The 14,430-nt window shown below is 67.2% G+C and carries 12 protein-coding genes; 6 read left to right on the top strand and 6 right to left on the bottom strand.

Translation table 11 applies throughout. The features are described from left to right. Nucleotides 1-3: 3 nt before the first annotated feature. From QW887_RS29005 to QW887_RS28985, 5 genes are read left to right on the top strand one after another with little or no spacing between them, the layout of a single operon-like run. On the top strand, nt 4-798 hold the full coding sequence (locus tag QW887_RS29005) for an ABC transporter permease (RefSeq protein WP_316195657.1): 795 nt from the start codon (nt 4-6) through the stop codon (nt 796-798). A gap of 4 nt (nt 799-802) precedes the next feature. Next, complete coding sequence (locus QW887_RS29000; RefSeq protein WP_316195605.1) at nt 803-1,096, top strand: (2Fe-2S)-binding protein; 294 nt, start codon at nt 803-805, stop codon at nt 1,094-1,096. Then, nucleotides 1,089-2,483: an FAD/NAD(P)-binding oxidoreductase gene (locus tag QW887_RS28995; RefSeq protein WP_316195603.1), complete on the top strand. Its 1,395-nt coding sequence runs from the start codon at nt 1,089-1,091 to the stop codon at nt 2,481-2,483. The genes QW887_RS29000 and QW887_RS28995 overlap by 8 nt, the downstream gene beginning before the upstream one ends. Continuing rightward, nucleotides 2,467-3,639 (top strand): FAD-dependent oxidoreductase, encoded by a 1,173-nt coding sequence (locus tag QW887_RS28990; RefSeq protein ID WP_316195601.1) that lies wholly within the window; start codon nt 2,467-2,469, stop codon nt 3,637-3,639. The genes QW887_RS28995 and QW887_RS28990 overlap by 17 nt, the downstream gene beginning before the upstream one ends. Continuing rightward, nucleotides 3,636-4,682: an ABC transporter substrate-binding protein gene (locus tag QW887_RS28985; protein WP_316171625.1), complete on the top strand. Its 1,047-nt coding sequence runs from the start codon at nt 3,636-3,638 to the stop codon at nt 4,680-4,682. The genes QW887_RS28990 and QW887_RS28985 overlap by 4 nt, the downstream gene beginning before the upstream one ends. 322 nt (nt 4,683-5,004) lie before the next feature. Here the strand turns inward: QW887_RS28985 and QW887_RS28980 are convergent, their stop codons facing one another. Continuing rightward, nucleotides 5,005-5,727, bottom strand: a complete 723-nt coding sequence (locus tag QW887_RS28980; RefSeq protein WP_316195599.1) for a pyridoxamine 5'-phosphate oxidase family protein — start codon at nt 5,725-5,727, stop codon at nt 5,005-5,007. 64 nt (nt 5,728-5,791) lie between these two features. Between QW887_RS28980 and QW887_RS28975 the strand changes: the two genes are divergently transcribed. Then, on the top strand, nt 5,792-7,240 hold the full coding sequence (locus QW887_RS28975) for a PLP-dependent aminotransferase family protein (protein WP_316184104.1): 1,449 nt from the start codon (nt 5,792-5,794) through the stop codon (nt 7,238-7,240). Between the two features lie 719 nt (nt 7,241-7,959). On the opposite strand, the gene QW887_RS28970 is transcribed toward QW887_RS28975, so the two are convergent. From QW887_RS28970 to gudD, 5 genes are all read right to left on the bottom strand, one after another. Then, nucleotides 7,960-8,538, bottom strand: coding sequence for a hypothetical protein (locus QW887_RS28970; RefSeq protein WP_316184102.1), 579 nt, complete (start codon nt 8,536-8,538; stop codon nt 7,960-7,962). A gap of 290 nt (nt 8,539-8,828) precedes the next feature. Then, nucleotides 8,829-9,623, bottom strand: a complete 795-nt coding sequence (locus tag QW887_RS28965; RefSeq protein ID WP_316184101.1) for a class II aldolase/adducin family protein — start codon at nt 9,621-9,623, stop codon at nt 8,829-8,831. 174 nt (nt 9,624-9,797) lie between these two features. Continuing rightward, nucleotides 9,798-11,339: a galactarate dehydratase gene (garD, locus tag QW887_RS28960; protein WP_316184099.1), complete on the bottom strand. Its 1,542-nt coding sequence runs from the start codon at nt 11,337-11,339 to the stop codon at nt 9,798-9,800. A gap of 147 nt (nt 11,340-11,486) precedes the next feature. Beyond that, nucleotides 11,487-12,935 (bottom strand): aldehyde dehydrogenase family protein, encoded by a 1,449-nt coding sequence (locus QW887_RS28955; RefSeq protein ID WP_315713556.1) that lies wholly within the window; start codon nt 12,933-12,935, stop codon nt 11,487-11,489. Between the two features lie 53 nt (nt 12,936-12,988). Continuing rightward, nucleotides 12,989-14,344 (bottom strand): glucarate dehydratase, encoded by a 1,356-nt coding sequence (gudD, locus tag QW887_RS28950; RefSeq protein ID WP_316184096.1) that lies wholly within the window; start codon nt 14,342-14,344, stop codon nt 12,989-12,991. Between the last annotated feature and the right edge of the window lie 86 nt (nt 14,345-14,430).

The raw sequence follows: 14,430 nt of genomic DNA, 5'->3' as shown, positions 1-14,430 counted from the left end.
GGCATGCGCCACAACGGCCCGATCGCCCTGGTCTTTCATGCGCTCGTCACTGGCTTCGTGCTGGCGCCGCTCATCGTGATCTGCCTCGTCGCGTTCACGCCGGCCAACACGTTGACATTGCCGACCACGCAGGTCTCGCTGCGCTGGTTCACGGCCGTGTTCGCGCATCCGGATTTCGTCGCCTCCTTCCTCAACAGCCTGTGGGTCGCGGCGACAGCCGCGACGATCGCGGTCGTGCTCGCGGTCGCCGCCGGCCTCGCGCTCGACCGCTACGACTTCCGCGGCCGCGCGGCGCTGAACGCGCTGTTCCTGTCGCCCTTGATGATCCCGCATCTCGTGCTCGGCGTTGCGCTGCTGCGGCTGTTCGCGCTGCTCGGCGCCACCGGCAGCCTGCTCTGGCTGACCGCAGGTCACATTGTCGTCGTCACGCCTTATGTGCTCCGCTTGGTTCTGGCCGCCCTGTCCGGCCTCGACCGCAGCGCCGAGCAGGCGGCGGTGACCCTGGGCGCTTCCAGCTGGATCGTGTTCCGCCGCATCACCGTGCCGATGATCCTGCCCGGCATCACCGGCGGCTGGCTGCTCGCCTTCATCAACTCCTTCGACGAGCTCACGATGTCGATCTTCATCACTTCGCCCGCCACGATCACCCTGCCGGTGCGCATGTACATGTACGCGACCGAATCGATCGATCCGATGATGGCTGCCGTATCGGCGCTGATGATCGCGGTGACGGCGGCGGCGATGCTGCTGCTCGACCGCATCTTCGGCCTCGACAAGATCCTCGTGGGGCAGGGCTGACACCATGCCGCTGTTGCATCGTCTCGTCCGCAACGACAGCGCCGTCATCTCCTTCGCGATCGATGGCGTGCCCTGCGACGGCCGCGCCGGCGACACCGTGCTGACGGCCATGCTCTGCCAGGTCGACCGGCTTCGCTACAGCGAGTTTTCCGCCGCGCCGCGCGCCGGCTTCTGCCAGATGGGCGCCTGCCAGGACTGCTGGGTGCAGCTCGCGAGCGGCGAGCGGCTGCGCGCCTGCACGACGCCGCTTACCGAAGGCATGGACATCATCACACGACGAGGGCGCGGCCATGGCTGAGCGCGCATCTCCCCTGATCGTCGGCGCCGGCCCGGCCGGCATCCGCGCCGCGATGACATTGGTCGCGGCCGGCCTGCGGCCGATCGTGGTCGATGAAGGCCACGCCTGCGGCGGCCAGATCTATCGCCAGCCGCTGAGTCCCGACGGCCGCGATGCCACGGCGCGCTACGGCTCGGAGGCTTCGAAGGCCGCGCGGCTGCATCACGACTTTGCGGCGCTCGGCACCGCAATCGACTATCAGTCGAACACGCTGCTGTGGAATCTGCGCGACGGCGCGGCCGACATCTTGCGTGGGGGTATCAGCCGGCGGGTCAGCTATGACGGGCTCATCCTCGCGACCGGGGCGACCGATCGCGTGCTGCCGATCCCCGGCTGGACCCTGCCGGGCGTGTTCACGCTCGGCGGCGCGCAGATCGCGCTGAAGGCGCAGGGCTGTGTGATCGGCCGGCGCGTGGTGTTCGCCGGCTCCGGCCCGCTGCTCTATCTGGTCGCCTGGCAATACATGAAGGCCGGCGTCGACGTTGCCGCCGTGCTCGACGCGGCGCCCTTGTCTGCGAAGCTCAATCTGCTGCGCGCGTTGCCGCTCGCGCCGGGCATCGTGCTGCGTGGATTGCGCATGGCGCTGGAGTTGACGCTGCGCGGAACGCGCGTGCGGTCTGGCGTGTCCCAGCTTCGGATCGAGGGCGAGAGCAGGGTGGCGCGCATCGTCTATCGGGCCGGCGGGCGCGAACACGCGATCACCTGCGACGGCGTCGGCTACGGCCTCGGTCTGCGCTCGGAGACTCAGGCTGCTGATCTCGCCGGCTGCGCCTTTCGCTTCGATGCGCGCGACGGCGCGCATCGTCCGGTTCGCGACGCCGGTGGCCGCAGCAGCATCGCGGGCGTGTACCTCGCCGGCGACGGCGCCCGCATCGCCGGCGCCGATGCCGCGGAAGCCGCCGGCGAGCGGGCCGCGCTGGCATTGTTGGAGGATCGCGGCCTGCCGCACGATGCCGCGCGGGCTGCCGCGCTTGAGCGTACGCTTGCGACGATCGATCGCCTGCGCGATGGGCTCGAAGCCGCCTTTCCCTATCCATCGCATTGGGCGGGCGACATCGCCGATGACACGCTGCTGTGCCGCTGCGAGGAGATCGATGCCGGCGAGGCGCGGCGCGCGATCAGGGATTTCTCGCTCACCGAGATCAATCGCCTGAAGGCGGTGACGCGCATCGGCATGGGCCGCTGCCAGGGCCGCATGTGCGGCGCGGCCGCCGCGGAGCTCTTGGCTGCGCAGACACGCCGCGACATAGGCGCCGTCGGCCGGCTGCGCGCGCAGGCGCCGATCAAGCCGATCCCGGTGGCTACCAGCCTTTCCATCGACGAGAGGCGGCATGACCCGGCGCATTGACTGCGATGTCGCGATCGTCGGCGGCGGGCTGGTCGGCAGCTCCGCCGCGCTGGCGCTGCGCGGCATGGGCTTCTCCGTCACGCTGCTCGACAAGGGCTTCTGCGGCGCTCAGGCGAGCGGCGTGAACTATGGCGGCGTGCGCCGCCAGGGCCGTCCGCCCGAGCAACTGCCGCTGTCGCAGCGGGCGCATGCGATCTGGCCGCGGCTCGCGCAGCTCATCGGCATCGACGGCGAGTTCCTGCGCTCCGGCCATCTCAAGCTCGCGCGCAACGCCGAGGACATGGCGAGCCTGGAGCGCTACGCCGCCGAGGTCGCGCCGTTCGGGCTCGCTCTCGAGCTGATCGGCCACAATCAACTGCACGAGCGCTTCGGCATCGCGGGCGGCGTCGTGGGCGGCTCATTCTGTCCTGGCGACGGCCACGCCAATCCACGGCTGGTCGCCACCGCCTTCGCCGCAGCGGCGCGTCGCGCCGGCGCCGAGGTGCTGGAGAACACGGAGGTTACGGGCGCCACCAGGACGTTCGAGGGTTTTGCGCTGGAAGCCGGTGACGTCGCCATCAGGACGCGTACCGTGATCAACAGCGCCGGCGCCTGGGCCGACGGCTTGGCGCGCGCGTTCGACGAGCCCGTGCCGCTGGAGCGCACCTATCCGTCGATGATCGTGACCGAGCCGCTCGATCCGTTCCTGACCGTCAACATCGGCATCGAGGGCGGCGGCATCTATGCGCGGCAGGTTACGCGCGGCAACGTCGTGGTCGGCGGCGAGCGCGCCGCGCCGCTCGCCGATCCCGACTATTCGCGCCCCCGCAGCGACGGCGTGCTTGCCATCATGCAGCGCGCCAGCGAGCTGTTCGGCCCGCTGCGCCATGCCCAGGCGATTCGGTTCTGGAGCGGCACCGAGGCGACGATGCCCGACCGCAATCCGGTGATCGGGCCGAGCGCGACGACGCCGGGACTGATTCACGCCTTCGGCTTCTCCGGCGCCGGCTTCCAGATCGCGCCGGGGGTCGGCGAGGTGCTGGCCGAGCTGGTGCGCGACGGCGAAACCTCGACGCCGATCGTCCCTTTCGCCATCACCCGTTTCTCACCTGCATCGCAGCCGGGCGATGCCTCTCAAGCAGCAATGACGACAGGATCGAAGGAGACCTCGCCATGATCGATGCTCGCGCCGCGCTCGGCTCAGCCTTTGCACTCATCCTCGCTGTATCGGCCGCGCATGCGGAAACCAAGACGCTTTATGTGGGCATGAACGGCGGCAATTTCGAGCGCACCTATACGCAGGCGGTGTTTCCGGACTTCGAGAAGGCCAACGACGTCAAGATCGTCGTCGTGCCCGGCACCTCGTCGGAGATCCTCGCCAAGGCGATCGCGGCCAAAGACAAGCCGCAGATGCACGTGATGTTTCTCGACGACGGCGTGATGATCCGCGCCGCCGGCCTTGGTCTGTGCGAGAAGCTGAAGCCGAGCGAGGCGCTCGGCCAGCTCGAGCCGTTCGCGCGACTCAAGGACGACATCGCCGCCGGCATCGACATCGGCATGACCGGCCTTGCCTACAACAAAAAGCTGTTCGACGAGAAAGGCTGGGCGGCGCCGACCTCCTGGCTCGATCTCGCCGATCCCAAGTTCAAGGACAAGGTCGTTTTCCAGTCGGCCTCGGTCTCGACCTTCGGCCTGCACGCCTTCCTGATGGTCAACCGCATCAACGGCGGCAGCGAGGCCAATGTCGAGCCGGGCTTCAAGGCGTTTCCCGACACGATCGGCAAGAACGTGCTCGAATACATTCCGAACTCGGCCAAGATCTCCGAGATGGTGCAGACCGGTGAGGCCGCGATCTTCCCGCTGACGCCGACCGCCGTGTCGACCTTGAAGGAGAAGGGTATCGCTGTCGAATACGCGCAGCCGAAGGAAGGCTCGGTCGTGCTGATGGTCGCCGAATGCGTCATCGCCAACAACTCCGAATCCGAGCTGGCGCAGAAGCTCGCCGCCTATCTGCTGTCGCCGGAAGCGCAGGCCAAGGCGCTGGCCGCCGGCAACATCGTGCCGTCCAACACCACCGCGAAAGCCACGACGCCGGCGGCCGAGCAGAAGCTCGCGACCTTCCACGGCTACATGAAGAGCGCGATCACGCTCGACTGGGACGTCATCAACGCCAGGCGCCCGGAATGGAATACGCGCTGGAACAGGATGATCGAGCGGTAGGCAGGCTTCGTTCCGTCGTCATTGCGAGCGAAGCGATTCAGACCTTTCATGCGGCCCTGGATCGCTTCGCTGGCGCTCGCGATGACGGCCGGGGAGCCAGCGCGTTTGCAGTTCCATCGTCATACCCCGCCAAAGCGGGATATCCAGTCCGCCGCTGCTCTCGATGCCATCACAGCCGTCTCGGCGTACCGGATCGCCCGGTCGAGCCGGGCGATGACGGAAAGTGGCGCTACGCCTGCTCCGATTGTCATTGCGAGGAGCGTAGCGACGAGGCGATCCAGGGTTGCGCAAGGCACTCTGGATCGCTTGGTAGTTACGCGCATTACCCCGCCGGATAGCTCGTCGCGTACGCCTCCGTGAGCGTCTCATCGAGCCGCCGTCCGGCGCTGAAGCCTGACAGCGTCGCGGGACGGGTGACGCCCGGCAGCAATCGGCCATCGGGCTCCGGCGGCCCGATCAGGGTGTGCACAGGAATGCGCTCGGCATAGATCGGCAGCGCGTAGTCCTCCTCATCGTCGATGACGCCCGCGGCGCGGATCTTCGCCGATGCCTTTTCGATCTCCATGGTCACGACCGACGTGGCCTTGAGCTCCTGCTCCGTGGTCGGGCGCAGGCTCGCCGTGCGGCCGGGAAACAGCCGATCGACCATCATCACCAGCGCTCGCTCCTTCTCCGCCGGATCCTCGATCAGCCGGGCATGGCCAAACGCCATCACCGAGCGATAGTCGGCCGAGTGATGGAAGGCGCTGCGCGCCAGCACCAGGCCGTCGAGATGGGTCACGGTGAGACAGGCCGGCTGTCCCTCGGACAGGCTGCGCAACATGCGGCTGGCGCTCGACCCATGCCAATACAGCGTCGTTTCCTCGCGCCAATACAGCGTCGGCGTGCAATAGGGCTGGCCGTCGATGACATAGGAGACGTGGCACAGCGTTGCGGAGTCGAGCAGGGCATGGACGGTCGCATGATCGTAGTGGGCGCGCTGATGCCGCCGCTTGACCCGGTTGGTGTCGTCGACGGGATAGCTCGGCATCTGTTGTTCGGACATCGTCAGTCTCCTGTTTCCGTCGACGTCATGCCATGGCAAAGTGGTTGCCGGGAGTTCCACTTCGATGCGAAAGCAGACAACCACTTCGCGGCGCCGAGACGACGTGCTGGCGCTGCCGATCCACCTCGACCGCACCATCCGCAGCCAGTCGCAGCAGGTGCACGGCGCGCTGCGCACCGGCATCGTCGATGGCCTGCTCGCGCCCGGCCTTCGTCTGCCTTCGACGCGCGGGCTCGCCGAGCAGCTCGGTGTTCGCCGCAACGCGATCGTCGCAGCCTATGAGGCGCTGCTGTCGGATGGCCTGGTCGAGGCGCGCCACGGCGCCGGCACCTATGTCGCCGCACAGCTGCCCGCACCGCAGGTCGCCGCACCAGTTGCTGAGCTGGATATCCGGATTCCGCCGCGCCGGCCGTTCGCGCTCGGCTGCACGCTGGTCGATCCCGTGCTCTTGCGGCGGCTCGCCGCGGCCAGCCGTCGCCGCATCGCCCGCGCCGCGCCCGACGAACTCGGCTATGGCGATCCGCGCGGCAGCCTGCATCTGCGCAGCCAGGTCGCGCACTACCTTGCCGCCAGTCGCGGCGTACGCTGCGACCCAAGCTGCATTCTCATCGTGAGCGGCACCCAGCATGGCCTGCGGCTGTGCATCGACGCGTTGCTTGCGCCGGGCGATCCCGTCTGGTTCGAGGATCCGGGCTATGTCGCCTCGCGCCATACGTTGAGCACGACCGGCGCGAAGCTGGTCCCGGTGCCCGTCGATGATGAAGGAATCATAGTGAGCTCGGGCGAGGCGGCGTACATGGCGGCCAAGGCCGCCTACGTGACGCCATCGCATCAGTTTCCGACCGGCGTTGCGATGAGCATGGCGCGGCGCATTGCGCTGCTCGACTGGGCGCGCAGGGCGGACGCCTACATCTTCGAGGACGACTACGACAGCGAGTACCGCTTTGCCGGCCCGCCGCTGACGGCGCTGGCCGGCATCGGCGGCGAGCGCGTCATCTATCTCGGCACCTTCGGCAAGACGCTGTTCGCGGGACTGCGGCTCGGCTACCTCGTGGTGCCGCCGGCGCTGGTCGCGCGGGTGGTCGCGGCGCGCGCGGCGCAGGACCGGTTTCCGCCGGCCTTCATGCAGGACGCGCTGGCCGACCTGATGGCCGACGGCGTGCTCGCAGCCCACATGCGGCGGCTGCGCCCGCGCTATCGCCAGGCGCGCGATGTCGTCGCCGAGGCGCTCGCCAAGCACGGCAAAGGCAGCCTGCAACTGGCCGCGCCGTCGCAAGGACTGCATCTGCTGGCGACCTTGCCGCCGGCAGCGCCGAAGGGCACGGCGAAACTGATCCGCGACCGGGCCGGCATCGAATGCCGGCTGTTGTCGGATGCGCGGATCGTGCAGCGCGGGCCCGACGGTTTCATCCTGGGCTATTCGGGCTTTGCAGCGAAGGATCTCGCCGATGCCGCCAGGCGGCTCGGGCGCGCCACCCAGGACATCCTGGGCGCGGCGGCGCGCCGCCGCTGAGCATCATCGATGCCGCGAGTGTGGCCGAGCCGGCACGTCGGGCAAATCAGCAGGGCTATGAGCTTCCGGGAATCTACACAGAGGCTCCGCTTGCGTGTCGCGCGCAACGCGCCGGTCTGGATTTTGTTCAGTTCGTTCAACGCGCTCTTGACGACCGATCGCGCGCCTGCATTCTTCTCTTTCGTTTTTTCGAAAATCGTGCTTTGGTAGCGCATCCCGCCTCACCGCAGAGGGGCGTAGCGCGCGATCGTCACGACACGCGAGGTGGGGCTGCGATGGCCGCGCTGTTGCCGCAGCATGCTTGTCCAGCGTGCGGACGAACGGCAATACGCGGACGTGAAGTCGCAGCGTCCTGATACCCCGATGCTGGTATCACGCGCAGTGCGCGCAAGCGCATTGTCGCAATGGTGGCCAACAAGCCCGGCGCACCAGGGAGACTGCGTATAAGCGTGAAGACCATCGCGCAGGGAATGCCGGGTTGAACCGGCTTTGCCTGTGGTACCTGCCGCCTGCATTTTTTTCGCAGGCGGGCCATGGGTGGGGCCTTCACCCGGCATTCCCTGCGCCCTTTGCACTCCCGAGGGCGAGACGGATCGTAAGCCTCGGGCATCATCTGCCGCGAGAACGCGCCCTCATGTTCATGGCTGTTCGAGATGCGGATTGGAGCAGATGCGCGTCAGGCGACGCGGATGCGCGCGGTCGCCGCAATCGCGACGCGCTCATTCATAGGGATTGTGCTCGGCGTTCGTCATCGTCTGGCGCACCCGGCGCAAGGTGATGGGCGTGCCGTCGGAGACGAACTGCAGCTCATAGGCGCGGCCGCTGTCGTCCTTGGCGGAGCAGGTCACGCTCGTGACCTTGAGCATCGCGAAGTTGCCGACCTGACGGCACATGCCGGCCGAGCTCTTCGTCACCGGCACCGGAATGCCATCGACCTTCGGGCGATGCTTGGAATTCAGCAGCATCCTGTCGATCGGCAGTTCGTAGACGTTCTGGATCGACCTGCGGCCATTGATGCCGGAGAACGCGATGATGTGGCTCTCGTCAGCGGGATCGTCGAGCGCGACGGTGAAATGGGCGCGCCCCTTCTCGCTGTGAAAGAACGCCACCGTCTTGCAGGAAAATTCGCGGCCGTCGACCTTTGCGGTCCGGCAGGTGCCGGACATCAGCGCGTAGAGATCGATGTCGGGCCGCTCCTCCGGCGAGCTCGTCACCGGCATCGGCTGCTGAGCCAGGCAGGGCGCACTCAGGCAGAGACCGAGCGCAACGGCAGCAAGACGAGGAAAATGCAGGGGCATCCGCGGGAGTGAGCCTGGAGGAATCATGACGGCGCGACAGGTTAAGCGATATGTGTCAGCTTTGCGGCAAAAAGAGGTCGGACACCAGTGCAGCAGTGCACATCGCGCCAGCGCAAGCCCGGCGCTGTACGGCACGGTCGGCCGATACCGTAAAAGGAATGGAAAGTTCCGTGCGCACGCCGCGCACTCGCCCGCGCTCCATGTCGAGACGGAAGGCGTGGTGCAGCGGGCTCGGCGCGTCACAGGATTCCGGGGCGGCGCTGCCCCGGAATGATCTTCAATCTCCGGGACTATTTCGCCGACTGCGCCTTCTGCTTCCACAGCGCCCAGGCGCGGTCCATGATCACCATGTTGACCGCGTCGGCCTTGGCGGCCTCCTCGGCGCTGAGATAGGTGACGTCTCTGCCGAGCCCGATCGCCTGCGCCTGCAGCTTCGCATTGACGTCGGTGTAATAGGCGCGGAACACGGCGGCCTTGACCGACGGTCCAACCGCGACGTCGCCGTGGCCGCGCATCAGCACCACCGATTTGTCGCCAAGCGTGGCCGCCAGCGATTTGCCGATCACATTGTTGCTGACCAGCATGTTGGTGGCGCCGAACTCCTTGCCGATGTCCCACACCGGCGCGCCGGTGCCGAGGAAGGCGGCGTTGTGATACAGCGGCTTCAAGGGTGTATGGCTGACGCTGAACGGCACGACGCCCGGCGAATGCGTATGCACCACCGCGCTGACGTCCGGACGCGCCTTGTAGATCTCGGCATGGATGAAGCGCTCGAGGAAGACGGCGCGGTTCCTCGCATCGACCGGTTCGCCGTTCTCATCGAACTCCATGATGTCATTGGCCGTCACCTGCGCCGGCGCGATCGAGCGTGCCATCAGGAAGTGGTGCGGATTGGTGGGATGCCGCGCGCTGACATGGCCGAAGGCGTCGACGACGCCGAGATCGGCGAGGATGCGGCTGCCGGTCGCGATGTCCTCGAGCAGCTCGCGGGGGACACCAGGGATGGCGTCTTGGGAGCGGGAAGGGCCGGCGGAGAGGAGGAAGGCTGCTACGGCAATCGCGGCGAAGCGGCTGAAGCTGGACATCTGGCTCTTCCTCCCGGCATTCGTTGTCTAGGCTCGTTGCTTCAACATACGCGTCATTGCGAGCGAAGCGAAGCAATCCAGGATGGTGGGCGGGACCCTGGATTGCTTCGCTTCGCTCGCAATGACGGGGAGAGGTTTGAGCGAGACAATTGGCATGGCAGGGTGAGCCCTCCCTCAGGTCACCGGCGCCGGATTGAACAAGGTCAGATCGTTGTGGATGCCCCAGCGGTCCGACCATGGCTTGGTGCGGCCGGAGGCGACGTCGAGGATCAGCTTGAACAACTCCCAGCCGGTTTCCTCGATCGTCATCTCGCCGGTGGCGATGCGGCCGGCGTCGAAGTCGATCAGATCCTTCCAGCGCCGCGCCAGCTCGCTGCGGGTCGCGACCTTGATGACGGGCGCCGCAGCAAGGCCGTAGGGCGTGCCGCGGCCCGTGGTGAACACCTGCAAGGTCATGCCGGATGCGAGCTGCAGGGTGCCACAGATGAAGTCGGAGGCTGGCGTCGCCGCGAACAGCATGCCCTTTTGCTTGGCCTTCTCGCCCGGCGCCAGCACGCCGTGGATCGGACCGGAGCCCGACTTCACGATCGAGCCCAGCGACTTCTCGACGATGTTGGCGAGGCCGCCCTTCTTGTTGCCGGGCGTCGTGTTGGCGCTGCGATCGGCGCCGCCGCGCGCGAGATAGGAATCGTACCAGTCCATCTCACGGATCAGCGCGCGGCCGACGTCCTCGTTGATGGCGCGCCGGGTCAGCAATTGGATCGCGTCGCGAACCTCGGTCACCTCCGAGAACATCACGGTGGCGCCGGCACGGACCAGCAGGTCCGCCGCGAAGCCCACTGCGGGATTGGCGGTCACACCGGAGAACGCATCGCTGCCGCCGCATTGCAGGCCGATCACGAGATCGGACGCCGGGCAGGTCTCGCGGGTGCGCTTGTTGAGTTCGGCAAGGCGGCGATCGGCCTGCGTCATGATGGCGTCGACGATGGCGCCGAAGCCGTCGAAGGCCTCGTCCTGCATGCGGACGATCGAGTCTTCAGTGCCTTCCGGCAGCAGCCGCTCCGGCGCGAGCTTCTCGCAGCCGAGGCCGACGACGAGGATCTCGCCGCCGAAATTCGGGTTCAGTGCGAGGTTCTGCAGGGTTCGGATCGGCACCACGGCATCTGGCGCCGTGATCGCGACACCGCAGCCATAGGCGTGGGTAAGCGCGACGACGTCATCGACATTCGGGTACTTCGGCAGCAGCTCGCTCTTGATGCGCTTGATCGCGAATTCGAGCGTGCCCTTGACGCATTGGACCGAGGTCGAGATGCCCAGCACGTTGCGGGTGCCGACCGAGCCGTCGCGATTGCGATAGCCTTCGAAGGTGTAGCCTTCGAGCGGCGGCAGCGGCGCCGGCACCGCGGTGGAGATTTCGAGCTGATCGAGGGCAGGAGCCTCAGGCATGTCGATGCGAGCCTCGTCCACCCATTCGCCGGATGCGATCGGCGACTTCGCATAGCCGATGATCTCGCCGTAGCGGACGATCGGCGCGCCCTCGGCGATGTCGACCAGTGCGGTCTTGTGGCCCTGCGGGACGAAGCTCCTCAGCGTCAGGCCATCGGGAAATTTGGTGCCGGCAGGCAGGCCGAAATCGTTCACCACGATCGCGACGTTGTCGCGCGCGTTGAGCTTGATGATGCGGGGCTCCTCGTTGGCGACGACCTGCTGGTTCATGCTGGCTCCGTTCCGCTCCGGTGGGTGGGCAAAGGCGCGGAGCGCCGTGCCTGCCTACTTGCTTCTTTCATCCCCTCTCCCCGTAAGAACGGGGAGAGGGAGTGGACCGTCGATGCGGCCCGTCTGGTAGCTCACGGCGGACGAGGCTCACACCGGGAAGGTGTAGGCCGTCTTCACCGTCGTGTAGAATTCCCGCGCGTAGGAGCCCTGCTCGCGGGCGCCGTAGCTCGAGCCTTTGCGGCCGCCGAACGGGACGTGATAGTCGACGCCGGCGGTCGGCAAATTGACCATCACCATGCCGGCCTCGCTGTTGCGCTTGAAGTGCGAGGCGTATTTCAGGCTGGTGGTGCAGACGCCGGCCGCGAGGCCGAACTCGGTGTCGTTGGCGATCGCCAGCGCCTCGTCGTAGTTCTTGGCGCGGATGACGCAGGCGACCGGTCCGAAGATCTCCTCGCGGGCAATGCGCATCGCGTTGGTGGCCTCGGTGAACAGCGCTGGCTGCATGTAGAAGCCGGGCGTCTCGCGGTTGAGCAGCTCGCCGCCCCAGGTGAGCTTGGCGCCTTCGTCCTGGCCGATCTTGAGATAGCGCTGATCCTGCTCGAGCTGGTTGGCGTCGACCACCGGGCCGATATGGGTGCCCTGCTTGACGGCGTCATCGACCACGAGGCCCTTGAGCCGCTCGGTCATCGCCGCGACGAACTTGTCGTGGATGCCCTCGGTGACGATCAGGCGCGAGGACGCCGTGCAGCGTTGGCCGGTCGAGAAATAGGAGCCGTTGACACAGGCTTCGACCGCGACCTTGACGTCGGCATCGTCGAGCACGACCATCGGATTCTTGCCGCCCATCTCCAGCTGGAACTTCTTCATCGGGTTCGACAGCACGCAGGCCTGCGCGATCTTGCGCCCCGTGCCGACCGAGCCGGTGAAGGAGATCGCGTGAACGTCCGGATGCTCGAGCAGGGTCTGGCCGACCACCGAGCCGGAGCCGACGACGAGGTTGAAGACGCCGGCGGGAAGGCCGGAGCGCGCGATGATCTCGGACAGCGCATGCGCCGAGCCGGGCACCAGCTCCGCCGGCTTGAACACGACCGTGTTGCCGTAGCAGAGCGCGGGCGCGATCTTCCAGGCGGGGATCGCGATCGGGAAATTCCAGGGCGTGATCATGCCGACGACGCCGACGGCCTCGCGGGTGATCTCGACGTCGAGGCCCGGACGGACCGAGGCGCCCTTCTCGCCGGTGAGGCGCAGCGCCTCGCCGGCAAAGAACGCAAAGATCTGGCCGGCACGGGCGACCTCGCCGATGCCCTCCGGCAGCGTCTTGCCCTCCTCGCGCGCCAGCAGGCGGCCGAGCTCTTCCTTGCGCGACAGGATCTCCGCCGAGATCTTGTTGAGCGCGTCATAGCGCTCCTGCGGCGTCGAGCGCGACCAGGCCGGGAAGGCGGCCTTGGCGGCGGCGATCGCCTTCTCGGTCTGCGCCTTGTCGGCCTTGGCGTATTCGCCGACGACGTCGTTGGTGTTGGACGGGTTGATGTTGCGGGTCACCCCGCTGCCGTCGACCCACTCGCCGGCGATGAAATTCTTGAGGATCGCGTTCATGTTGTTCTCCAGACTTTGCGCGATTGCTCGGACAATCTAACCGATCGCCCCCGTCATCGCACGAGACAGGGGCGCTTGTCGTCGAAGGTCCAGCCGGGGATCAGATACTGCATTGCGACGGCGTCGTCGCGTGCACCGAGCCCGTGGCTCTTGTACAGCGCATGGGCCTTTTCGATGGCGCCGCGGTCAACCTCGACACCGAGCCCGGGTTGCTCGGGCACGGCGATCCTGCCGCCCTTGATCTGCAGCGGCGCCTTGGTCAGCGCCTGGCCGTCCTGCCAGATCCAGTGGGTGTCGATGGCGGTGACCTTGCCCGGCGCAGCGGCGGCCACGTGGGTGAACATCGCCAGCGAAATGTCGAAATGGTTGTTGGAGTGCGAACCCCAGGTCAGACCATTGTCGCGGCAGGTCTGGGCGACGCGCACCGAGCCCTGCATGGTCCAGAAATGGGGGTCGGCCAAGGGAATGTCGACCGCCCCGAGCCGCAGCGCATGGCTGAGCTGCCGCCAGTCGGTGGCGATCATGTTGGTCGCGGTCGGCAGGCCAGTGGCGCGGCGGAACTCGGCCATGATCTCGCGGCCGGAGAAGCCGGCCTCGGCGCCGCAGGGGTCCTCGGCATAGGCCAGGATGCCGTGCATGTCCTTGCACAGCCGGATCGCTTCATCGAGCGACCAGGCGCCGTTGGGGTCGAGCGTAACGCGCGCCTGCGGGAAGCGTTTTGCGATGGCGGTCACCGCCTCGATCTCGGCTTCGCCGCGGAGCACGCCGCCCTTCAACTTGAAGTCGGCGAAGCCATAGGCGTCGTGCGTCGCCTCGGCGAGCCGCACCACAGCTTCGGGCGTCATCGCCTCCTGATGTCGCAGCGTATACCAGCCGTCCTTCTCGCGCTCGCCGGTGGCGTAGGGCAGGTCGGTCTTCTTGCGGTCGCCGATGAAGAACAGATAGCCGAGCGCCTCGACGGAGGCGCGCTGCTGGCCTTCGCCGAGCAGGGCCGCCACCGGCAGGCCGAGATGCTGGCCGAGCAGGTCGAGCAGCGCGGATTCGACTGCGGTCACCGCATGGATCATGACGCGCAGATCGAAGGTCTGCTTGCCGCGGCCGCCGGCGTCACGATCGGCGAAGGCGGTACGCATCGTGGCGAGGATGGTGTTACAGGCGCCGATGCTCCTGCCCACGATCAGGCTCTTCGCATCCTCCAGCGTCTGCCGGATCTTCTCTCCGCCGGGCACCTCGCCGACGCCAGTGTGGCCGGCATTGTCGGTGAGGATGACGAGGTTGCGGGTGAAGAACGGCCCATGCGCGCCGCTGAGATTGAGCAGCATGCTGTCACGGCCGGCCACCGGAATGACCTCCATGCCGGTGACGATCGGCGCGCCGGAGATTCCGGTGCTGGTGGCTGCGTGACTCATGTGCTCCTCCCGGTCTTCTTCCTATCTCCGTCATTCCGGGGCAGCCCGTCAGGGCTGAACCCGGAATCCAGAGATTGGCTTGCGTC

Source organism: Bradyrhizobium sp. SZCCHNRI3052 (assembly GCF_032484895.1).
In the GTDB taxonomy this organism is placed as follows: domain Bacteria; phylum Pseudomonadota; class Alphaproteobacteria; order Rhizobiales; family Xanthobacteraceae; genus Bradyrhizobium.
The sequence above is the reverse complement of the archived record's forward strand: the minus strand, read 5'-3'. Positions and strand labels throughout refer to the sequence as shown.

Coding starts and splice junctions, on each gene's coding strand:
- QW887_RS28980 (WP_316195599.1), bottom strand. CDS start 5,727: ATGTCCGAACAACAGATGCCGAGCTATCCCGTCGACGACACCAACCGG.
- QW887_RS28955 (WP_315713556.1), bottom strand. CDS start 12,935: ATGAACGCGATCCTCAAGAATTTCATCGCCGGCGAGTGGGTCGACGGC.
- QW887_RS29000 (WP_316195605.1), top strand. CDS start 803: ATGCCGCTGTTGCATCGTCTCGTCCGCAACGACAGCGCCGTCATCTCC.
- QW887_RS28995 (WP_316195603.1), top strand. CDS start 1,089: ATGGCTGAGCGCGCATCTCCCCTGATCGTCGGCGCCGGCCCGGCCGGC.
- QW887_RS28990 (WP_316195601.1), top strand. CDS start 2,467: ATGACCCGGCGCATTGACTGCGATGTCGCGATCGTCGGCGGCGGGCTG.
- QW887_RS28975 (WP_316184104.1), top strand. CDS start 5,792: ATGCGAAAGCAGACAACCACTTCGCGGCGCCGAGACGACGTGCTGGCG.
- QW887_RS28970 (WP_316184102.1), bottom strand. CDS start 8,538: ATGCCCCTGCATTTTCCTCGTCTTGCTGCCGTTGCGCTCGGTCTCTGC.
- garD (WP_316184099.1), bottom strand. CDS start 11,339: ATGAACCAGCAGGTCGTCGCCAACGAGGAGCCCCGCATCATCAAGCTC.
- QW887_RS28985 (WP_316171625.1), top strand. CDS start 3,636: ATGATCGATGCTCGCGCCGCGCTCGGCTCAGCCTTTGCACTCATCCTC.
- gudD (WP_316184096.1), bottom strand. CDS start 14,344: ATGAGTCACGCAGCCACCAGCACCGGAATCTCCGGCGCGCCGATCGTC.
- QW887_RS28965 (WP_316184101.1), bottom strand. CDS start 9,623: ATGTCCAGCTTCAGCCGCTTCGCCGCGATTGCCGTAGCAGCCTTCCTC.
- QW887_RS29005 (WP_316195657.1), top strand. CDS start 4: ATGCGCCACAACGGCCCGATCGCCCTGGTCTTTCATGCGCTCGTCACT.